The 22642-nt window shown below is 39.8% G+C and carries 18 protein-coding genes and 1 pseudogene; 13 read left to right on the forward strand and 6 right to left on the reverse strand.

Features of this window, described 5'->3' with window-relative positions:
• Positions 1-76 precede the first annotated feature (76 nt).
• The 5 genes from ACZ9AO_RS08920 to ACZ9AO_RS08940 all read left to right on the forward strand — a co-directional run bounded on the left by ACZ9AO_RS08920 (position 77) and on the right by ACZ9AO_RS08940 (position 7116).
• The gene (locus ACZ9AO_RS08920; RefSeq protein ID WP_476108888.1) at positions 77-1741 is read left to right on the forward strand and encodes a thiamine pyrophosphate-dependent enzyme; all 1665 of its coding nucleotides are present in this window, start codon (positions 77-79) and stop codon (positions 1739-1741) included.
• Between the two features lie 51 nt (positions 1742-1792).
• Positions 1793-2962, forward strand: coding sequence for a Glu/Leu/Phe/Val family dehydrogenase (locus tag ACZ9AO_RS08925; protein WP_476108889.1), 1170 nt, complete (start codon positions 1793-1795; stop codon positions 2960-2962).
• Between the two features lie 70 nt (positions 2963-3032).
• Positions 3033-4463, forward strand: a complete 1431-nt coding sequence (locus ACZ9AO_RS08930; RefSeq protein WP_063593964.1) for an amino acid permease — start codon at positions 3033-3035, stop codon at positions 4461-4463.
• 115 nt (positions 4464-4578) lie between these two features.
• Positions 4579-6021: an aldehyde dehydrogenase family protein gene (locus ACZ9AO_RS08935; RefSeq protein ID WP_476108890.1), complete on the forward strand. Its 1443-nt coding sequence runs from the start codon at positions 4579-4581 to the stop codon at positions 6019-6021.
• A gap of 63 nt (positions 6022-6084) precedes the next feature.
• Complete coding sequence (locus ACZ9AO_RS08940; protein ID WP_476108891.1) at positions 6085-7116, forward strand: aromatic ring-hydroxylating oxygenase subunit alpha; 1032 nt, start codon at positions 6085-6087, stop codon at positions 7114-7116.
• A 191-nt stretch (positions 7117-7307) separates the two neighbouring features.
• On the opposite strand, the gene ACZ9AO_RS08945 is transcribed toward ACZ9AO_RS08940, so the two are convergent.
• A complete protein-coding gene (locus ACZ9AO_RS08945) occupies positions 7308-7754 on the reverse strand; it encodes a DUF5392 family protein (RefSeq protein WP_048688486.1) in 447 nt (148 codons plus the stop codon).
• Between the two features lie 464 nt (positions 7755-8218).
• Between ACZ9AO_RS08945 and ACZ9AO_RS08950 the strand changes: the two genes are divergently transcribed.
• Together ACZ9AO_RS08950 and ACZ9AO_RS08955 are read left to right on the forward strand one after the other, a co-directional pair.
• Entirely contained in the window at positions 8219-8599 is a 381-nt protein-coding gene (locus ACZ9AO_RS08950; protein ID WP_222619893.1) for a hypothetical protein, read from the forward strand.
• The gene (locus ACZ9AO_RS08955) at positions 8589-9059 is read left to right on the forward strand and encodes an endolytic transglycosylase MltG (RefSeq protein WP_048688488.1); all 471 of its coding nucleotides are present in this window, start codon (positions 8589-8591) and stop codon (positions 9057-9059) included. The genes ACZ9AO_RS08950 and ACZ9AO_RS08955 overlap by 11 nt, the downstream gene beginning before the upstream one ends.
• 969 nt (positions 9060-10028) lie before the next feature.
• Here the strand turns inward: ACZ9AO_RS08955 and ACZ9AO_RS08960 are convergent.
• The 4 genes and pseudogenes from ACZ9AO_RS08960 to ACZ9AO_RS08975 form a co-directional block, all read right to left on the reverse strand.
• The gene (locus tag ACZ9AO_RS08960; protein WP_034307807.1) at positions 10029-10604 is read right to left on the reverse strand and encodes a DUF2238 domain-containing protein; all 576 of its coding nucleotides are present in this window, start codon (positions 10602-10604) and stop codon (positions 10029-10031) included.
• Between the two features lie 20 nt (positions 10605-10624).
• Positions 10625-11191 carry a DUF2238 domain-containing protein gene (locus ACZ9AO_RS08965; RefSeq protein WP_476108892.1) on the reverse strand — a complete coding sequence of 189 codons (567 nt, stop codon included), beginning with the start codon at positions 11189-11191 and terminating at the stop codon, positions 10625-10627.
• 238 nt (positions 11192-11429) lie between these two features.
• Positions 11430-12283, reverse strand: a pseudogene (locus tag ACZ9AO_RS08970) (GerAB/ArcD/ProY family transporter).
• On the reverse strand, positions 12274-12429 hold the full coding sequence (locus tag ACZ9AO_RS08975) for a hypothetical protein (RefSeq protein ID WP_476108893.1): 156 nt from the start codon (positions 12427-12429) through the stop codon (positions 12274-12276). The pseudogene ACZ9AO_RS08970 and the gene ACZ9AO_RS08975 overlap by 10 nt, the downstream one beginning before the upstream one ends.
• A 565-nt stretch (positions 12430-12994) precedes the next feature.
• On the opposite strand from ACZ9AO_RS08975, the gene ACZ9AO_RS08980 reads away from it, so the two are divergent.
• The 6 genes from ACZ9AO_RS08980 (at position 12995) to ACZ9AO_RS09005 (ending at position 21432) form a co-directional block, all read left to right on the forward strand.
• On the forward strand, positions 12995-13348 hold the full coding sequence (locus ACZ9AO_RS08980) for a GNAT family N-acetyltransferase (protein ID WP_095392012.1): 354 nt from the start codon (positions 12995-12997) through the stop codon (positions 13346-13348).
• 659 nt (positions 13349-14007) lie between these two features.
• The gene (locus ACZ9AO_RS08985; protein ID WP_476108996.1) at positions 14008-15633 is read left to right on the forward strand and encodes a spore germination protein; all 1626 of its coding nucleotides are present in this window, start codon (positions 14008-14010) and stop codon (positions 15631-15633) included.
• 26 nt (positions 15634-15659) lie between these two features.
• Complete coding sequence (locus tag ACZ9AO_RS08990) at positions 15660-16847, forward strand: Ger(x)C family spore germination protein (RefSeq protein ID WP_476108894.1); 1188 nt, start codon at positions 15660-15662, stop codon at positions 16845-16847.
• Between the two features lie 253 nt (positions 16848-17100).
• Positions 17101-18186 carry a GerAB/ArcD/ProY family transporter gene (locus ACZ9AO_RS08995; RefSeq protein ID WP_476108895.1) on the forward strand — a complete coding sequence of 362 codons (1086 nt, stop codon included), beginning with the start codon at positions 17101-17103 and terminating at the stop codon, positions 18184-18186.
• Between the two features lie 533 nt (positions 18187-18719).
• Positions 18720-19913, forward strand: coding sequence for a M14 family zinc carboxypeptidase (locus tag ACZ9AO_RS09000; RefSeq protein WP_476108896.1), 1194 nt, complete (start codon positions 18720-18722; stop codon positions 19911-19913).
• Positions 19914-20367: 454 nt separating this feature from the next.
• Positions 20368-21432 carry a M14 family zinc carboxypeptidase gene (locus ACZ9AO_RS09005; protein WP_251540697.1) on the forward strand — a complete coding sequence of 355 codons (1065 nt, stop codon included), beginning with the start codon at positions 20368-20370 and terminating at the stop codon, positions 21430-21432.
• A gap of 220 nt (positions 21433-21652) precedes the next feature.
• Here the strand turns inward: ACZ9AO_RS09005 and speB are convergent, their stop codons facing one another.
• Positions 21653-22621, reverse strand: coding sequence for an agmatinase (speB, locus tag ACZ9AO_RS09010; protein WP_289350312.1), 969 nt, complete (start codon positions 22619-22621; stop codon positions 21653-21655).
• Between the last annotated feature and the right edge of the window lie 21 nt (positions 22622-22642).

Here is a 22642-nt window from a genome sequence, read left to right on the forward strand (position 1 = left end):
TGGGAATCAGTCCAATATTCATATAATCGTAGATTACTAGAATAAAAACACGTTTTCGAAAGCGGGAGGCTTGATTATGAAAGTCAGTGGAGGAAGAGCAGTCGTAGAAGTAATGGCTAAAGAAGGGGTAAAAAAAGCTTTTTGTGTACCAGGTGAAAGTTATCTTAGTGTAATGGATGCACTGTACCAACATCCTGAAATAGAACTTATTTCCGCAAGGCATGAAGGAGGTGCCTCTTTTATGGCGGAAGGGTATGCCAAGGCTTCAGGAGAGGTGGGAGTCTGTATGGCAACGCGTGGAGTGGGTGCTACAAACTTAGCTATCGGCATTCATACTGCTGCTCAGGATTCAACCCCTTTGGTTGCGCTTATTGGCCAAGTCGAACGCCCTTTTAAAGAAAAGGAAGCATTCCAGGAAGTGAATTTGACGGGTTTTTTCAGTCATATATGTAAATGGACGGTAGAGATCGATCGTGTGGAAAGAATCCCGGAATTATTGCAAAGGGCTTTCCATATTGCGAGATCGGGGCGTCCGGGCCCTGTATTAGTGGCTTTGCCGCATGACATGTTGGAAGACGAGGCAGAGTTGAACATAACCCCTTCTTATCGCTCGCTTCCTCCTCAACCACATATGGAAGATGTGAAGCAGGCGATGGATATGATACGAAACGCGGAGCGCCCCGTATTGATTGCTGGCGGAGGTGTGATTCATGCTAAGGCCAACAGGTTGCTTGTACAGTTTGTGGAGGCAATGAAACTTCCTGTCGTTACAGCTTTCCGTCGGTTTGACGCGTTTCCGAACTCACATCCTTGCTATGCAGGGTGGCTTGGATTTGGGACACCTCAATATTTACTTGATGCAATCCGGGATGCAGATGTAGTTTTGGCATTAGGGACACGATTCTCCCAAGTAGGAACACAAGATTACACCTTGCTTTCTAAAATTTCAAAGCTGATCCATGTGGATATTTGTCCCGATATTTTTGGTAAAGTGTATGCTCCTTCTCTTGCCATTGAAGCGGATGCCAAGAGCTTTTTGGAACAAGCACTGCAAGCGCCAGAATCAGGATCTTTTATTTCAGGCGAAGATCATCTGAAAGAATTGCACGATAAATATATGGAATTTTCTGAACCGAAGGCCGATTACACAGAGGATTTCGTGGATATGGACGGATTGATGCATGATCTGGCTGTCTGCCTGCCGAAGGATGCCATCATTACAAATGATGCAGGCAACTTTTTTGGATGGCTATCAAGATATTATCGTTTTGAACAAGAAAACACATACGTCGGGCCAACGTCGGGTGCAATGGGATATGGACTGCCTGCTTCTATTGGGGCAAAACTGGCGCAGCCTCACAAACATGTTGTTTCTATTTCGGGGGATGGCGGCTTCATGATGACTCTCCAAGAGATTGAAACCGCTGTAAGGTATAAAATTCCGACCATATCAATTGTTGTGAACAACAATATTTACGGAACAATTCGAGCACATCAAGAAAGGCATTTTCCAAACCGGGCCGTTGGAACTGACTTATCTAATCCTGATTTTGCTGGATTGGCCCGCTTATTTGGGGCACATGGTGAAAAGGTTGAAAAAAATATTGATTTTGCGCCAGCGCTGCAACGGGCGATTGCTTCAGGGCTGCCGTCTGTCATAGAAGTTGCAGTCAATCCAAAGATTCTATCTGTAGGCCAGGACAAGAAGGAAGTATACGAAAAGTTAGTGTCTAACAATTAACTTTGGAAGTTAGCAGGACCCAATAAAAGGCATGTAAGGGAGGTATCATAGTTGTTAAAACCATATATAGTTGTTGAATGGAATGATACGGAAACAGATGCTAAAGGCTGGCTGGTCGTCCATAACTTTGTAAAAGGATACACAGGAGGCGGTACTAGAATGCACCCAACAGTTACAAGAAAAGAGGTCGAAAGGCTGGCCGAGGCGATGGCTTATAAGTATGTAGCCTGTGAGTCTGAGACGACTGGCGGTTGTAAAGCGGGCATTGCCTATGATTATAAAGCGCCAGACGCATATGCAGTGTTAAGAAGATTTCTGATTGCGATGATGCCTTATATAGATATAGGGGTATCGTTAGGCAGTGATTTAGGTACCAAATATGAAGATGTACTCAAAATATTTAATGAATTTGGCATTGATATCCCCCTAACGAAATCAATGAAGCAGAATCCGAATGTTCTGCAAGGGATAAAAGATTTCGATGAACTGTTGACGACAAAAATCGACGGGTTGTTTTTAAACGATGTCGTAACAGGCTATGGTGTGGCTTTCTCCGCAGATGAGGCATGGAAATTTAAAAACGGAAAAGGTGGAGCAAGAGTTGTCATTCAAGGATTCGGCTGTGTAGGGGCAAGCTGCGCATTGAAAATGTCCCAGTTAGGTTATAAAGTTGTGGGAATTTCCGATGCAGCCCTTTTGGTTACATGTGACGAAGGATTGGATGTCCAAAAGCTTATTGATCATAAGAATATGTACGGGGAAATGGATAAAGCCTTTTTTGAACCGCATTATGATGTAAGGCCAAACACGGAATGGCTCGACATAGATTGCGACATTTTAATTCCGTCCGCATTGGAGGATGTCATCCACATATCCAATGCCAAAAGCGTAAAAGCGAGCTTGATTGTGGAGGCGGCGAACATTCCCCTTTCTTCTGAGGGAGACGAAATCATAAGACAGAGAGGAATAGATGTTGTCAATGATTTCGTTGCCAACCTGGGGGCGATAAGATTTTATGATGCGGTTATTTTCGGACTGGTTAAACCAAATCCACAAGCTGTCGTCGATGATATAGAAAAACTATGCAGGAAAAATACGTATCATTTGTTTACTCAAGCAAAAAAACAAAAAAAATATCAAAGAGAAGTAGCTTATGAAATATTTAAACCGACAATCAGCGACCTTCCAGAATATGCAGTGCCTTCCGAAGCGTTATCGTGAAACTCTCGTTAACTTGTGTTAATCATGAAAGTGTTCAGGCAGTTTATCAAACAGGAACGGGGGGGAATTCATGCAAACAGAACATGAAAATCAGCCAAAAGAATTACAGCGTTCAATGAAGAGTAGACATTTATTCATGCTCTCCTTAGGTGGGGTAATTGGAACAGGTCTTTTCCTGGGATCAGGATATGCAATCGGTGAAGCTGGACCCTTAGGAGCGATTGTTGCCTATTTGGTCGGTGGTTTATTAATGTACTTGGCGATGATTTGTCTCGGTGAATTATCGGTAGTGATGCCGGTATCCGGTTCCTTTCAGGTCCATGCAACGAAATTTATTGGTCCCGCCACTGGATTTGTCATTGGCTGGATTTACTGGCTAAGCTGGGCTCTTTACGTAGGCCTGGAATTTGTAGCGGCCGGTTTGCTCATGACCAGATGGTTTCCCGATATACCAGTATGGATATGGTGTGTGATATTTACGGTCCTTTTATTCACTATAAATGCATTGACTACGCGAAGTTTTGCAGAGACAGAGTATTGGTTCTCCGGGATTAAAGTGCTTGCCGTCATTCTCTTCATAATTATCGGTGCAGCAGCGATGTTTGGATTGATTCATATGGAGGATGCACATCCTGCCCCGTTCCTTTCCAATTTTATAGGAGATGGACTATTCCCTACAGGGTTCACGGGTGTGTTTATATCGATGATGACAGTCGTATATGCTTTCCAGGGATCGGAAATCATGGGTGTTGCAGCAGGAGAGACGGAAAACCCGCAAAAAAGCATTCCGAGAGCGATTCGAAACATCGTAATACGTGTGCTGCTTTTCTATGTACTGGCAATCTTTGTTCTATCGGCCATCGTTCCTTGGAAAGAAGTTGGGGTACTGGAAAGTCCATTTGTTACCGTGTTTGAAATGGTAGGCATTCCTTATGCAGCAGACATTATGAATTTCGTAATTTTGACGGCGGTCCTCTCTGTAGGAAACACTGGTCTGTTTGCTTGTACAAGGATCCTTTTCTCCCTTTCTCAAAACGGTATGGCACATTCTTCATTTGGAAAGCTCAATCGGCGCGGTGTACCTATGAACGCCTTACTAGTCACCATGGTCTTTGCCTTGCTGTCGCTGCTTACTAGTGTAGTAGCGGAAGAAACGTTATTCGTTGTGCTGCTTTCCATAAGCGGGGTTGGAGGGGTGCTTACTTGGATGGCGATTGCGTTCGCACAGTACAGATTCCGTAAGCAGTATATCAGAACAGGCGGAAAGGTTGAAAATCTGAAGTTTAGAGTACCTTTTTTCCCGTTTGCCCCAATTCTTTGCATTATTATGTGTCTAGGTATTTTCGTGTTTACCGCTTATGATCCGACACAGCGAACTTCGTTGTATTGGGGATTAGGTTTCGTCATTGCTTGCTATATTTTTTACTATTTTAGATATGCGCGAAGAAACGTCGAGGTGCCAGCCCTAACAAATGAACAGACCAATGATTTTATTCAATAGTGATTATTATATCCAAGATATAAGAAAACGGTCGTTTAAGATTCATTTAGAAGTGCAGTTAAAAGCAAAACCTATAATTTAGAGAAGTAGAATAATAGAATACGGAGGAAATAGTATGCGTTACTTAAATTATATTAATGGAAAATGGAAAGAACCCACTACAGGAGAGTATAGAGAAAACCTTAGTCCCCATGATGGTGAAAATTTAGGAGAATTTCCATCAAGTGCTGCGGCTGATTTACATGATGCAGTGGCAGCCGCAAAAAATTCATTTCCTGACTGGAAAAAGTTGTCGTTTCAGCAACGGGCTTCATACTTGCAGAAAGCAGCTGATATTTTGAAAAAGAATATTCAGGAAGTAGGTCAAGATTTGATAAAGGAAGAAGGAAAAACATTCTTGGAAGGGATGGGGGAAGCCAATCGAGCTGCCAGCATACTTGAATATTATGCTGCTGAAGCCCGGCAGCCAATCGGGGAAGTAATTCCTTCAGCCAATGCCAATACATTTTTATACACTATCCGCATCCCGCTAGGTCCGGTGGGTTTGATTACACCATGGAACTTTCCTATCGCCATCCCTGTATGGAAATTGGCGCCTGCCCTGATTTACGGGAATACAGTCGTGATTAAACCGGCTGATCTTACACCTAAGTCTGTCTATCATTTGATAAAAGCCTTCGATGAGGCGGGTCTTCCGCCTGGTGTCATCAATTGTGTATTCGGAAGGGGTTCCGTCATTGGTGCTGCATTAGTGGAACATCCTGATGTGAAGGCTATATCTTTTACGGGCTCGAATCAAGTAGGTCAGCAAATTCAAAAACAAGCCATTGAGCATGGAAAGAAAGTGCAAGCGGAAATGGGAGGGAAAAACCCGCTTGTCGTCCTCGCCGATGCTGATCTTGAAAAAGCAGTGGAAATAGCTATAGGCGGAGCTTTTAAATCCACAGGGCAAAAATGCACAGCCACTAGCCGGGTGATTGTGGAAGAAGGAATTTATGAAGTGTTCCGGGATCATCTGGTGGCTCGTACGAAAGAATTAAAGGTGGGCAACCCGCTCAACGAAGAAACATATATCGGTCCGGCTGTATCTAAATCACAACGCGATGGCGTGCTTGAAATGATCGATGTTGGCAAATCAGAAGCTACACTTTTGTGCGGAGGAGAAATCCCGGCAGAAGTGGAATTGGCGAATGGTTTTTATGTCAAGCCGGCAATCTTTGAAAATGTTCCTCAACATGCCCGCATTGCGCGTGAAGAAATCTTTGGACCAGTCATTGCCCTTTTTAAGGCCGGAAATTATGAGGAAGCAGTTAAGATGGCGAATGATACAGAGTATGGGTTGAGCGCAGCCATTTGTACAAACAATTTAACATTGGCTCAACGGTTTATTGAAGATGTTGAAGTGGGTCTTGTTCATGTCAATTCGGAAACAGCAGGAACCGAACCGCAAATGCCATTTGGCGGATGTAAAAATTCAAGTGCGGGCAGCCGTGAACAAGGGAAGAGTGCCGTTGAATTCTATACAGAGGTCAAGACAGTCTATATGGATCGGGTATAACTCAAATTGAACTAAGCGTGTTTAAACTTTTAAATTAGATCAAAAACAGGAGGGGGATTCAATATGTCCACGAAAGAAAATGTACAGTTCAGCCCTACACTGCCTTATTCACGGTATGTCGATCCAGAGGTATTCAATGAAGAAAGTAAAAAAATCTTCAGAAAGAGTTGGATATTGGCGGGGCATGCAAGCCAAGTGGAAAAGGTAGGCGATTTCATGACATTAGATATCGCCGGAGAGCCTATTATCGTTTCACATGGTACCGATGGTGAACTGCGTGCTTTCTACAATATTTGCCCTCATCGCGGAATGAAAGTAGAAAACGCCGATAAAGGAAATAAGAAACTTTTACAATGCGGATACCATGGATGGACGTTCAAATTAGACGGAAGTGTTAATAGAGCCCCTAATTTTAAAACGAATGAACTGGGAATACACAGCTGTATGAAATCCATTCGCTTAGAAGTTCAGAATGCCATGATTTTTGTCAATCTTGACAAAAATGCACCCTCTATGGCAGAAGCATATCAGGAATTTTTAGAGGAAATGAAAGAGTATCCATTCTTTGATTCACTGAAATTAGTTAGGGAAACCCGCCGTGAAGTAAAAGCTAATTGGAAGGCCGTTGTTGACAATTACCTTGAATGTGATCATTGTTCCATTGCTCATCCTGGTTTTGCTAAATCCTTTGATTTAGCAAACTTTTGCACAACGACACACGACAAATTCACCTATCAATATATGACAGCAAGCAAGAATGGCGAAGGGGAACAAGCGCGTTTTTATTGGGTTTGGCCGAATATGATGATTAACGTTTATCCAGGAGACGGAAACGTTAATACCATTCAAGTAATTCCCGTTGATGCTGTGACCTCGTTAGGTATTTATCGGGATTATTCCTTAGATGAAAAAACAAACATAGAAAAAGAAGAATATTTTAAATTTGTTGATCAAGTACGGCAGGAAGATTTTGATCTAGTGGAAAAACTGCAAAAAGGATTAAGTTCCGAGGCATTTACAAATGGAATCTTTTCTCCAACAGAACATGCTGCAGTCTATTTTCATGAACTCATTGAATATAAGCTCCAGAACTAACCACTGAGCTCGCTATTGGAATGCACTAAAAAAGAACGTTCAGGGAGAATTTGTAAATCAAAAAACCTAAGCAACCAACCAGTGTGATTCGGCAGTTTACCGGAGCATACTGGTTGAGTTGTTTTTTTTGCAGCCTTTTTTGCCTTATTTGAACACCGATAAAGTTATGAAATTTGCGAACTTCCTTTTATTTATTCGGGGTGGGAGGATTTGTTCTTCCATTGTTGTTCTTCAGCAAGAAACTCAAAAAAAACATTCATGGCAGTAAGCGGATGCTCATTTACTCGTTTAAAGTAGTTGTTTTTTCTGGCATCTGTTAAATAGTTGCTTTTTTTGATTCTCTCCAACATATATTTCTGACTCATTTTCACTATTTCTCTTTGATTGTGTTTGTTTTCTTTTAATAAGGCAAATCCTACAGCTCCCACCAATGCATAGATTCCAAGTGCGATTTTCGAAATGGGTAAAGAGTCGTTCTTAAATAAAAGAAAAAAAAGATTAATGATGGAAAAGCCTATCATCACCGTTGAAAAAAAACCGTATTTCATATTTTTCTTCAACAAGGGGGACAACTTTAATTGAAGTTGTTCGATTTCGTCTTGCATGAAACCCGGTATATTATTTATTTTGATATTCATTGTTTCCTCCTTATTATCTTGCACCAATAAATAAATGGCACTGTAAAATCGTACCTATTAATGAAATAGGAAAAGGAACCTATATATATCTTATCGTTTGGAAACATGTTTGTCATTTAATATACCCTTGGAATCTTTTAAAGGGAAAGTACAAGCAGTGATGTGAATAAGAATGCCATTTATACCTTTGAATAACCTAGTTAGACAGCGTTCTTGCAGTATGTTGCCTTAATATACTAACATTGGTGTAAATGTTGAATTGGTTATGGTAAAATGGTCCTCAAATGGAAGATTTATTTTTCGTTTTTTCATTATTAATAGTCATGGATGACCTTCCCACGCCTTTTTTTGTCATAAATACGTGACTATTGTGGTATTTAGTACTTTTAAATCGAGTTTTGGAACAAATCAATATATAATTAGAAAGCGAGATAGTAGATTCAAAGATTAAGGAGGGACATAGAATGATGGAATGGGCTCTGATCATTTTGTTCGCTGCAGCAGTATTACTGTTCATTTTATCGTTTATTAAAAAGGATTCTGTAAAAGTGGACAGTCAATTGGAACAGATTGCCAGCACTTTTGGGGATGAAATGAATGTATTACAGGAAAAAATCAGGAACATCGAGATAGATGCTGAAATTACGGTACAAGAGGCAGGCATTCTGGCAATGTCTTCCGAAAAGCGAAACATGTTGCGTGAAGTACTCGACCTACATAAGCGAGGCTATTCATTTGAAAGCATCGCACTGAAGACAAAACAGCCGGAAGAAGAAATAGAACGGATGCTTACTCCTTACATGAAAACGACGAATGAAAGGAGAAATGTGGCCAATGACATCTAAATCAATGCGCAGCTTTGCCGGAGGCCTTGTTGTTGCCGCAGGCTTATGCGGTGCAGTGTACTTCTTTGGTCCAGGTGAAGCGACCGGCACGTCTGAGAAACTATCAGAAGATGAAATGAAAGAGTCTCTGGCTTCAGAAGGGTATGTCATACATTCCGAAAAAGAATGGGAAGATCAGATTGCTGAAGCACAGTCGGTTAAAGATAAGGCGGAGGCGGAAAAAGAAACGGTAAAAGAACCAACGGAAAAAGTCATATACCGTACTGTTCTTACTGTGTCTAAAGGCTCGACAAGCATCGATGTGGGTAAAACCCTACAAAAAGCAAAAGTCATCAAAAATGCCAATGAGTTTTCCGACGCGGTTGAAAAGAAAGGCAAGGCCAACGGATTGCGACCTGGAACATATGTGGTGGATAGTGCCATGACGACGGAAAAAATAATTTCCATCATATTTAAATGAACATAAAAATGACCATCGGTAAGATGGTCGTTTCAGAATGTAGACAAACTCGATGAAAATCGAGTTTGTCTACATTTTTTTTTTGCTTGTACAAATTTGGACGTTGATTGGAACGTAGGGCACTCGCTTTCCGCGAGCGGTTCGCCCTCGGCTCACTTGCGCCTTTGGGGTCTCCCTTGGACTCGCTATTCTCGCAGGAGTCCCGCACACCCGCTCCAATCAAGAATATTTTTGGATGGAACTCCTTTTGTCTATAAAAGGGATATGGTCATCCCGAACCCCCTGGCAGAAAGTCGGCGGAAAGGGAGCGGGTTTCTGAAATCAACTGGAACGTTTTTTAAAATAAAAAAGACTTTAGACCGCTAATGGAATATGTTGGTCTCAGTTAGTTCACAACATAGGGGTGAATGGTCTTATCCGAATCCCTTTCACGATTTTTCTGAGGGAATGGATACCATAATTTTAAAACAGACTTGGTTATACTCCATGACTTTTTATTCAATTAAATAGAAAGAAACCTCATTAGATTGAAGGAATTTTCGACACTCCTGCCGAATAACTGGCTAGCCGAGACCCGGAGACGTTTGCGTCGAGGAGTCTTGGCAGACAGTCGGCGGAAAGGGAGCGGGTTTCTGAAATCAACTGGAATGTTTTTTTAAAAAAGACTTTAGACCGCTAATGGAATATGTTGGTCTCAGTTAGTTTACAGCATAGGGGTGAATGGTCTTATCCGAATCCCTTTCACGATTTTTCTGAGGGAATGGATACCATCATTTCAAAATAAACTTGGTTATACACCATGACTCTTTATTCATTTAAATAGAAAGAAACCTCATTAGATTGAAGAAATTTGCGACACTCCTGCCGAATAACTGGCTAGCCGAGACCCCGGAGACGTTTGCGTCGAGGAGGCTTGGCAGACAGTCGGCGGAAAGGGAGCGGGTTTCTGAGATCAACTGGAATGTTGTTTTATATTTTTTTTAACTTAATCTTTGTCCGCACTCCGGCCCACACTGCAATGATAAGTCCTCCAATCGTATCCGCGATTAAATCGATCATTGTATCTTTATTTCCTCCGCCTTGTAGTGTCATTCCGAATAATTGATCAGAACTAAATTCGTAGATCTCCCATATGACACCACCAAGTGCCGAGAAAGAAAGGGTAAACAAAAAGACGAACCAAGGGGATATCTCTTTGCCTGCATTTCTGTATACCAATCGTTCATATAAAGCAATTCCCGTAAAAGCAAGAAGGGAACCGCTTAACAAATGCAAAAATGTGTCCCACCAACCCAATCCATACCAACCTAAAATAGATCCTAAAAATTGTGAACCGAATAAGAAGATCAAATAGGAAATGATAATTGGCAAATTGAATTGAAGCTTGGTAAATAAGGCCAGTGAAAGGGGAATTGCCCCACATACCACACCGCCTATCGAAACCAGTGATTTGAAAGTTTCATCGGCTGTATAGTAATAAATGGATAAAGCTCCCATGAAAAGTACATACACTAAACTTAATGAAATAACTAGCTTACGATTCATATGATTACCTCAACAAATCTTCAAAATTTTAATTTTTGTACACTAGAATAAATGGAAATGAGCAGGCCGCCGGTTAGTCCGAAAATTATATCGTACATGGTATCTTTGTTACCGCCTCGCTGCATGGTATGAGTAAAAGTGAGATCTCCTGCGAACTCATATATTTCCCAAAGAACGGTGGCAGTGACTGAAAGTGAGAGAACAAAAAGGAAAATGACCCACCTTGAAACATCTTTTCTCGCTTTTTGAGGGATGTATAGTTTATAAAGGGCAATCCCCACAAAACCCACGAAGATGCCTTTGTAGAAGTGAAGTCCAGAGTCCCACCATTTAAAATCAACATAAAAATTTGCGATGGACCCTAAAAATGTCGTACAGAAAACAAAAACATAATAGCCGATTATGATAGGAATGTTAAAGGGATTATTTTTTACAAACAGTAATGAAATGGGCAAGGCACTTACCAATATTCCCCCAAGAGCTACCATCCATCGGGAAGAATCATCTTTTTTGAGGTAAAAGATGAGTAAACCAGTCATGAATGCTATAAATACCAAACTAAAAATATTGATTATTTTATGTTTCAATATACTCACCTCATTCGTAAATATTCATTACGATTATCTAATCGAGCCAGATTGAACGGCAAAATTGAATTTTTAGCGTATTTTTATGTTGTTCTTTTTTAAATTTTCCATCTTACATTAGTATGATCATTTTTGTCTACCATGGGGCTTTTTAATGATGTTTCTAAATTTAGCCGTTATAAACAATAATAAAGGCATGACCAGACCAAAAGCCGCTGCATGGAATAACCATATATTTTTATTGTATTCCCCGGATGAAGAGACCGTCGGAAAAACAATCAATGAATAAAAAAACATTATCATCCCTAGAGCTGTAGTAAATGGCCGATAATCTTTTATATTGAAAATGTTTGAAAATACGACAACCGAAACATAAAAATACATAACCGTCCTCGTATAGGTTGTGAAAATCCATAGTGGCAATTGCTGCTTCGATCCGCATTAGGAAATTCCCAACATTTATTTTTTTGGCCATCGTATAGCTTGGAGCGATATTTCTTACGGTGTTATCGGGTCCAAGAACCAAGATATCCATCATGATAACCAGAATTAATATGATTCCTCCGATCAAAGTGCCAATATAAAAAGCTTTTCCCCCTTTTTTTCTTTCACTGAATTTTGAAGGGAAAATCATTAAAAACATAACAGGGGACAGCGTGAACACGCAGACATAAAAAAGTATCGCCCGTATTAAGGGTTTAGCGCCTCCTTCAAATACTGGCTGAATGTTTTGAATGTTTGCTTGAGGAATGATGGAAACCAAAAAAATAGTCAGTAATAGTAATACGGGTATGAAGAATATTTCCAGAGTGTGTGTAAAAGTTTCAATACCAAGGCGAACTGTAAAGATACCACGGCAGCCAACAATGTATGTAATGCTAAAAGCGGGGTTTCCGGCATCCAAAAAGTTTCAATGAAACTCCCGACATAATAAGTGGTCTCGGCAGCAGTTGAAAAAGACCAGAAGAAAAATGTGAGATTGATCATCTTTCCGACTAACTTACCGAAAACCTTTTCATTTATTTGATCTAAAGCGAGATCAGGATATAAATTTCCAACCCTGATGTAAAACCATACAAAAATTAATGCGATTCCTGTTCCAAATAATGCAGCAAGCCACGCATCCTGCTTGCAAAACCAGCTAAAGGAGAAGGAGTATGTAAAATAACCGTTCCTACCGAATACAAAAGGATTAAAATCATCAATTGATGTGATGAAATTTTGAAACTACCAGGCATTAGTATTCACCTATTTGTTTGTTCCTTCCTTCTTAATACTCCTTATTTTTGGCTATTCTTGTTCAAGATATTCACACGGACATCAATTGCCTATCTTCAACAATCCAGCCCCGTATCATCTATCGGCCGCGATTTTCTGTCTTTTTACTGATATAGCTCTAGTATTCATTCATCGAATTACTGTCCCTGTCCAAGAGTAAGTAATTTAATTCCTTAGTCCCGAACTTTAATGGTTTAGGAACCGTATATTGTTTTAACTGTGGCCTAATTTTTCAGTAAATCCTCATAGTATTTGATATGGCCCTTCTCTACTTTCCAGGACGATATTAATTGTACTGAAATTGTACATATCCTTTGGTATGGCACAATACTTGCATATGATTTATTGGTATATCTAATATTTGGAGAAAGGAAGAGGATGGGAAACTGTTGGACACTCAATTATTGAAAAACATTTAAGTTCTAGGTTATCGAGCATATTTGATAGACTTAAATGTCAGAAAATTAATCCGGCATAAAGGGGAAGACGGAGCAGTAAAACTTAAAATGTTAGGAGAATATTAGTATGAAAATACCAGTGGAAAATATAGTGGAGTTAACTGTAGAACATCAATTTTTACAGGCTTATCCTATATTGAGTCAGTTACGTACTGATTTGACATTAAAGGAGTATCTAGATTTATTAAATGATATGCGTAAGGAGGGAAAACAGTTATTTGCTTTATATCATGATACAAGCATCGTAGCATTAGCAGGTATTAGCTGGCGTGAAGATTCATATAATGAACGCTATGTATATGTACAAGATTTGGTTACTGATGTAAATCATCGTCCTAGTGGCCTTGGATATAATCTGCTCAGTTATATACATAATTGGGCAAAAGAACAAGGAGCTGAATATATTACATTGGAAGCTTGAAATCGGCGCCTTGTCACCCATAAATGTACAATTTTTTAGGATGGGAAGGGTACCTATTGGGTGTAGCTTTTTTTCGTACATATATACCGGAAATGAAATGTTGCGACTTCAAGAGTGTTGGGAAAATGGAGACAAAACAATTATGAAGTTGAGTTAAAACCAGGTATTGATAAACTTGGAATGAAAACAAGCTAAAGGAAAAAAAGTTCTTTGCTCCCTAATCTAAGCCATATTAGTTGAAAGCTTTTAAAAACTCTGTGAGGTCTGCAGAGTTTTTTTTTGCTTTAAACCATCCTTTTTTCCTTCAATTTAGTCTAATAATGGATTATGCGAATATTGGCAATCTATGCATTTACTCATAGGATCCTTTTATACATAATTTACAATGAATTTGATTTAGATTGTGCAACCTGCTGAATTGACTGCTAAAGGAAAATAGAAAAGATGGCAGGAAGTGGTTTTAATTTGTTGGAAAAAAGTAGAATTTTGATATTATCATGTATATTATGTTTTTTGCATGGCAATTTATTTTACTACCATGGATATAATTGCAGCCAAGGTGAAAACATAATTTTAACAAGCTTTTGGTTATGAGGGGGTTAGCATTGAAATCTCGAATTCCTATCCCATTGAGGAAGTTAATTGAAGATAAACAATCGGTGAAAAATAAAAAACAGCAAGAAGACCAAAATCAAAGCGGAAATCCAAACTCCAATAAAACTAAAAATCAAAACCAAAATCCAGTTGAAGCCCAAAACCGAAATAAAGACTCGAAGAATCATCACACAAAACTTATATCCGCTGATCTTCAATATAATATAGACCATATTAAGAAAACGTTAGGAAATAGTTCAGACATCGTTATAAGGGATTTTCAAGCAGGTAAAAATGGTGAAATTAAGTTAGGCATCATTTACACAGATGGATTAACGGATTCTGCTTCCATCCAAGATTTAATCCTCGACACTTTGATGGTTGAAATTCGAAACTCTGACTTGGAAGTAGCGGTCCCTGATTGTTTTGAAATAATAAAATCACATACTCTTCCTTTAGGGGGAATAGTGGAAATAACTGATTTTCAAAAGCTTTTTAACCATGTTTTATCGGGAGACACGATGTTATTGATGGACGGCTCCCCAAAAGGATTGGCACTCGGCTCAAGAGGTTGGGTCGATCGCGGAGTTCAAGAACCTTCCTCCCAAACAGTAGTAAGAGGGCCAAAGGATGGATTTACTGAAACACTGCGAACAAATACTGCTTTAATTAGACGGAGAATAAAAGATCCTAACCTTTGGCTTGAAACAAAGCAGATTGGAGAAAAAACGCAAACAGACGTTGCGATTATGTATTTAAAAGGTGTTGCCAATGATAAAACGGTTTCAGAATTGCAAAGCCGGTTAAATCGAATCAATATAGATGCGATTCTTGAGAGTGGATACATTGAAGAGCTTATTCAGGATGAAGTATACACTCCATTTCCAACCGTTTATAATACGGAACGTCCTGATGCCGTGGCCGCTGCCATTTTAGAAGGAAGGATTGCGATACTGGTTGACGGAACGCCGTTTGTTCTTATCGTTCCAGCACTGATGGTGCATTTTTTCCAGTCCAGTGAAGACTATTATCAACGGGCAGACATTTCCACATTAATTCGAGTATTACGGTATTTATCCTTTTTCCTTGCTTTGCTAACCCCGTCACTTTATGTAGCTGTTTCGACTTTTCATCAAGAAATGCTTCCTACTCCATTACTCATAAGTCTAGCTTCACAACGAGAGGGAGTCCCTTTTCCTGCTTTTGTAGAGGCGATGCTGATGGAGGTAGTGTTTGAAATTTTACGTGAGGCAGGTGTGAGGATGCCTAGGGCAATCGGTTCATCCATTTCCATCGTTGGTGCATTAGTTATTGGACAGGCTGCTGTCGAAGCAGGGTTCGTTTCAGCAACAATGGTTATCATCGTGTCCTTGACAGCCATCTGCAGCTTTGTGTTTCCAGCCAATAGTATGGCCAGCGCTTTTCGGATGCTTCGATTCTTGTTTATGATCCTTGCCGCTACATTTGGATTATACGGGATCATTTTGGGGCTGATCGTGATGGTCCTGCATTTAAATAGCTTACGATCTTTTGGTTTACCATATTTAGCTCCAAATGCACCATTCATTTTACAAGATCAAAAAGACAACATCATTCGTATGCCACATTGGTCATTATTAAAGAGGCCTCGATTGATCAGTAAAAATGATACAGATAGAGGAGATGTCAGTTCTCCGAAACCACCTAGATAAAATGATGAGATTATGAGGGTTTTACGATGAAAAAAATGCTAAAGGTATTTTTAATGTTACCTATAATTTGTTTATCCGGCTGTTGGAGCAGCATTGAGTTGAATGAACTTGCCATTGTTACTGCCATGGGAATTGATAAAACGGAAGAAGGATATCTTGTAACCGTCCAAGTTCTGAATTCGAGTGAGCTGGCAGGTGATGCCAGGTCCGGCCGCACGGAAGTTGTAACCTTCAGGAAGAGTGGTAACACCATTTATGAAGCCCTTAGAAGCCTATCAACTGATGTACCAAGGAGGTTATATGTAGCACATCTTCGTGAAGTTGTCTTTGGTGAGGAAATGGCCAGGGCAGGAATAGCAAAACCTCTGGATTTCCTTTCCCGGCTAAAGGAGTTGCGTTCCGATTTCTATATGACTGTTGCGAAGGGGTCAACTGCTTATGATACGCTTAATGTGCAAACGGCCCTTGAAAAAATACCGGCAAATAAAGTGTTTGACGCCTTGGAAAATTCAGAGAGAAGATGGGCGCCGACAAGGACAGTCACATTGGATGAGCTGGTCAGCAGTATCGTTAGTAAAGGCAGACAGGCCATGCTAACGGGGATTCTAGTTTATGGTGATCCTGAATCCGGAAGCAATGTTACGAACGCACAAAATATCTCCCCGAAATCCGGTTTGCGATTGGATTATCTTGGAGTATTCAAGAAAGATAAACTTGTCGGCTGGTTAAACAGGAACGACAGTAAAGGTGTTAGTTACATTACAGATCATGTTAAGTCCACTGCGGTAAACATACCATGTGAAGGTGAGCAAATTACGGTCATCACGAATAGTTCCCAAACGAAAATCAAGGGGAAAATGGAAAAAGGAAATCCCAAAATTGATATAAACGTCACCTCAGAAGGGAGTATAGGTGAGGTAGAATGCACAATCGATTTAACTAAACCCGAAAAAATCGAAGAATTGAATAAAAGATACGAAAAAGATATTAAAGCTAAAATAGAAGGATCTATAAAGACGCTACAAGAGAAATATCAAAGTGATATCTTCGGTTTTGGTGACAAAATTCATAGAACTGATCCTAAAGCATGGAAACGTTTACAGGAAAATTGGGAACAGGAATTCGCAAATTTGGACGTGAATGTATCCGTTGAAGCAAAGATTCGCAATTTAGGGACGATATCAGAATCCTTTCAAAAAGAAATTGAGGAGTAAAGACCAATGTGGGCAATTATTGGAACAGTTTGTACTGGAGCTATTATTTCATTTTTTGAAATACCCCCTCTAATTAAAAAGAAATGCTGGAAGGAAATTGTCATTTTCATTTTATTGCTTTTAGTTGGCATGACATTGAGTATTTTAATAATCAAGGATATTTCCATTCCCACCCCTATCGACTGGATAACGAAAATATATAGTCCACTCGCTCATTTTATGGATCGCATTTTATCCTAGGGAGGTATCGAATATGCTTGAAAAAGGAAAAATCAGCTCTGGTGAATTTCTTATAATGGTCACCATATTCACCATTGGAGGAGCGATACTTACTTTACCTTCCGTACTTGTTTCATTAGCGAAACAGGATGGCTGGATTGCCTATATTATAGCTACTCTCATCGGGTTATGTTTCGTTCTCTTATTTACCCGGCTCGCCTTACTTTACCCATCCATGAATTATATAGAAGTTAATGAAAAAATATTGGGAATATGGATCGGGAAGATCTCGGCACTGCTATTCCTATTATATTTATATTACCTTTCTTCAGCGTTACTTAGTGAAATTGGGAATTTTTTTTCAACACAGGTTCTGGTTGAGACACCTATGGAAATGATTATGATTTTGTTTATAGTAACAAGCTTATTTGGTGCACGGCTAGGATTGGAAGTCATCTGCCGAACGGCATTAATCTTTTTTCCTTGGCTTGTACTGCTGCTTTTCATATTATTCGTATTTCTTATCCCGGACATCAAAATCGAAAATTTGCAACCTGTATTTGAAGGAGGCATGAAACCGATTTTGAGGGGATCATATCACTCTTTAGCCCTGCCTTATGTTCAGCTTGTTTTCTTTTTAATGATCACTCCATATGTACATGAAAAGGCTGAAATGAAGAAAAACTTTTATTTAGGGACTATATTAGGTGGCGGCGTTCTATTCTTAGTGATCATTTTCTGTATCCTTGTATTGGGTGCTGATAATACAGCAAGATTGACCTACCCTTCTTATAAACTGGGAATGAGGATAAGCATTGGTAATTTTTTTGAAAGGGTCGAGGTCATTGTGGCCTTCATATGGGTTTTTACAGAGTATTTTAAGTTGACCATATGCTTTTATGGACTCGCCTTAGGACTAGCTCAATTGCTAGGATTAAAAAATTACAAAATTCTTCTATTCCCATTAGCTTTTCTAATTCTCACTTTTACTATCTTTTCTCATCCCGATATAGTACATTATCAAAACTTTATAGCTGTAGCTTGGACACCTTTTTCCTTAACAATTTGTTTTATTCTGCCATTGTTATTATTAATGGTTGGGAAAATTAGAAAAAAGTAAGGGCAGCTTGCATCACATTAGATATTTTCAAGTTGATGTTGCATCTGGATGAGACTGACGGAATTAATCAAAAATGGGACAGTATTCGCTGCAACTTGGCGACTTTTTACATGTTTAAGGACTTCCGGGAACTATCCGTGATACACATGTCGCGGATCTTTTTGTATGGGAGAATTGGCACTTTTTTCAAATAGCAGATAATCATGATCTGAATAATGATGTAGCGGAAATCTTATAGTTACTTGGCAATTTGGAAAGTTTTGCTGCTTCATAGATAAAACCTGTACAGATGAAGAAGAGGAGGGATATAGAGAAAGGCAGTAGTGGTATGGTTTAGTCAGTTCGTCTTGGTAGGAAAACAGAACAAAATGTATGATTTAAGTCCGTCCAAGTGGACATTACTACAATGTTTTTAAAAAAACATATGCCCGATCATTAAAACCCATAATACGACATCAAATTCCAACATATTTCTACTTTTCCTTTTTGTATAATGAGATAGAAAAATAGTTTAAGGGAGTGATTGTTGTCATATGAAAAACAGGAAAGTTATTTCAACTCTGGGAGTGGCCGTTTTATCGGCGAGTATTGCGGCACCAACATTTGCAGCTAATGAAACATCCCCGGGAACACCGATTCAACAAACTTATTCGGTTTCAGGTTTTACAGATCATGCTGAACTAGGGAAAACGCTAGAACAAATTGCGAGAGATAGCCAAGGTAAAGTAAAAGTGGATGTAGCTGGATATTCCAATAGACATAGAGAAATCTATAAAGCAACCGTGGGAACTGGCGACAAAGTCGTTTTAATTCAAAGTGAGATCCATGGAAATGAGAAAACCGGTACGGATGCCATCTTGAATATCTTGAAGTTTTTGGGGACCAACTCATCTGAAGCGGAAAAAATCCGTAAAGAAATTACCCTTGTCGCTTTGCCTAAAATGAATCCCGATGCCGCTGAATTGAACCGTAGGGGAAATGATATGACCTGGGCAGAGGTCGTCGACCAGTTTCCGCAGTTAGCAGGAGCGAATCCATCTTGGAACTATTATACATACAAAAATGAATCATTCGATTATGAGTCCAAACCTGGTTTCGATGTCAATCGTGACTTTAATCCTGATTTAAATTATATTCCCCAAGCTAAAGACTTCCCTGGAAAATCATCCACCCCTGGTTGGTTCATAACACCTGAATCACAAACAACACGTGATGTTTACAAGTCTCTACTGAAGCAATACGGAAAGGTGGAGATTTTTGTGGACTTGCATCACCAAGCTCCCTATTACGAAGTTGATGGAACGGATGATTTAGTCACCTACTCGATTTCCGCTCAATTTGTACCTGATCCAAGCTCGCCTTCAGGACAAGATTATGCCAAATATGCAAAAAACTATAATTATGATTTTTCCAGACAATTGAATGTGGCGGTATATAATGCCATGAAAGAACAAGGTAATTCTCCATATGGGAATATATCCTTGTATCCGCAAAACCAAAACCTTCCTGGAACGGCTTTAGGAGCCTTTGCTTTAAACGGAAGTGGGACAGTACTCTTTGAAGTTAGAGGTCAAACACAGTCTTTTGGCCAAAAGAAAAAAGGCATGCTTATTAAATCAGTTGAAAGAGGGTTATATGGAATAATTGATGGAGTTACTGATGGCTCTGTATATAAAATCAATCCGGAACAATACGAGTCAATTCCACTGACGGAGGGCAGGCAATAATAAAAATTGAGGAAATGATAGTTCTATCAACTTCCAGCCTATATTGAAGTAACCAGACGGAACTCTAGGCAAAAGTGTTCTATCTGAAAGGTAAGACAAAGTTGATTGGAGCGGGTGTACGAGACTCCTGCGGGAAAAGCGTCTAGGGGAGACCCCGCAGGCGAAAGCCGAGGAGGCTCCCCGACCGCCCGCGGAAAGCGAGTGCCCTAAGTTCCAATTAACGTCCAAATTGTACAAGCCATAAAAATAGACAAACTCGATTTTCTTCAACGGGAACAAAAATGTTTTTTGAATATCGCCTTTATAGAAATAATTCTTTTCAAGTTATATTGCGTAGAAGAAAACTATTTGGAAACATAGTCATTTTTCACTATTAACATAAAGTAGTAAAAATGTCAGAATATTAATAATAGTTATATTTCTTGGTTATTATATTTAATAAGGAGGGTTTATTTTGAATTTTAAAAAGAAAGTTCTATCAGTTTCATTATCTAGTTTAATGACGTTAGGCGCAGTAACAGCTGTTGCGTTACCAGTCGGAGCGGTTGGAAATGGCCCCAGTGCTGGAAATGGTCAAGTGACAACTTCAAATCTTCATACATATGAAAGCCTGGTGAGCTATCTTGAAACGCAGGATGCAAAACAAGAAAGGCTGGCACTGGAAGTAATCGGGGAAACGGTAAAAGGAAGGGACATTTACCTAGCGAAGTACATGTCAAATCCTAAGAATCCTACCATACTATTTTTAACGCAACAGCATGGAAATGAACAACTGACTACTGAGGGTGCTCTCGAATTCATTAAACATCTAGGCACGAATAAGACTAAAGGTTTATTGGAAAATGTTAATATACTGATCATTCCCATGTTAAATGCAGATGGAGCCATGGGAGATGTTAATTTCCCTCTTGATGACTATTTAGCAAAAGGTGATCGGCATTTAACACGGGCAAATGCAAATGGGATCGACTTAAACCGTGAGCATGATAAAAAAACTGATTCCATGCAAGTAGAAGTAAAGGCTTTACACGAAAAAGTATTTGCGAAATACGATATAGATTACATGATAGATTTACATCATCAAGGGACGCTAAGCGAAACAGATGGTGAACTTGTTTCAGGTTCGATTCTTTATCCTACAAACGCGAACGTAAAGCCTGAAGTGTTAGAAGCGTCAAAAAAACTGGGTGCTGTCGTATATAACTCCATTGAACCAACTGGTTGGGGGCATATTGGTAGGTATGATGGCGGTTCTGGAGAAAATATAGGCCGTAATGGTGCAGCCGTCCGTTATGACATTGCCACACTGCTCTTTGAGATGCGAGGTATGTCGGACCACAATGTCGAGTCTGTAGCGCTTGGACAAAAAAGTAATGGCTATCTAATTAAGCAAACAGTAACCACTTTGGATGCAGCTGTAAGAGCTCTTGCCGATGATTCAATTGAAACTGTCGATGCAAGCTTTTGGGACACCCTGCCTACACAATACAATCGGCCTGGGGCAGAATCAGACGAATAAAAGGATGGCACATCCCATTTTCAAAGGGATGTGTTTTTTATTTTTTCACCGATAGAAGCTCGAAGTTGTTATTTGGAATGATTTATAGTCGAAGTAGCAGGACAAGGATAAAGATTACATAGAAAAAAAGGCATCTGCTTTCACTGATAGCAGATGCCTTTTTGAAACGATTACAGTTTGGACCTGAAATGTCCCTTCATTAATTGTTAGTGTGGTACTCCTATAAACTTTTTTCGGCTGAATTCTCCTTTTCTTGTTCTTCTTTTAGTTGTAAGGCTACTAGACTGGCAAAGTCATGAATGATGGTGGCTGCCAATAGTGATGTAATTTGTGTTGGATCATACGGCGGGAGGACTTCCACTAGGTCGAACCCAATAAAGTTGAATCCTTGCAGAGAGCGTATCATCTCAAGGGTTTCAAAGCTATTTAGACCGCCGACCTCCAATGTGCCAGTTCCAGGGGCGCAGGATGGATCGACAAAATCAATATCAAATGTCAAGAAACATGGTGTATCCCCAATGGTTTTCTTGACTTCCTTCACGACATCTTCGATTCCTCTCTTCTTCAGCTCGGGCGTAGTTATCACATTGTACCCTAGTTCTGTACTGGAATCTAAATCTCCTGGATGATTGAGCGTACCTCTGATGCCAATCTGGAAAACTTTATCCGTTTGGAGCAAACCTTCCTCATATGCACGGATAAACGGGGAACCATGCCAGTATTTTTCTTCGTAATAAGTATCCCAGGTATCTGTATGTGAATCAAAATGAAGAAGTGCAACAGGACCGTGGATTTTTGCGGCTGCTCTTAGATTAGCCAATGTTACTGAATGATCTCCTCCGATGCCTATTGGAATGATCCCGTTTTTCATCAAGTCTGACATAGCCTTTTCAATTAACTCATAGCTTCGATGAATATTATGGGGAATCACCGAAACATCCCCGATATCAATTGCATTACATTCGTCAAACGGAAATACCTTGTGAATGGGATGATAAGGAAACAACGTCATGGATGCTTGGCGGACTGCCTGTGGAGCAAACCGGGCTCCTACCCTGAATGAAGCAGCTGTATCAAAAGGCATACCTACCACTGCCAATTTGGCATTTTCTCTTGAAGAAGGTAAGCGCATAAATGATCCGGTGGTACAAAACTCTGGTTTAACATCAGGTGATAAAGGATATTTCATTTTTCTATTCCTCCATTTTCT

The organism is Peribacillus sp. TE19612 (assembly GCF_056279465.1).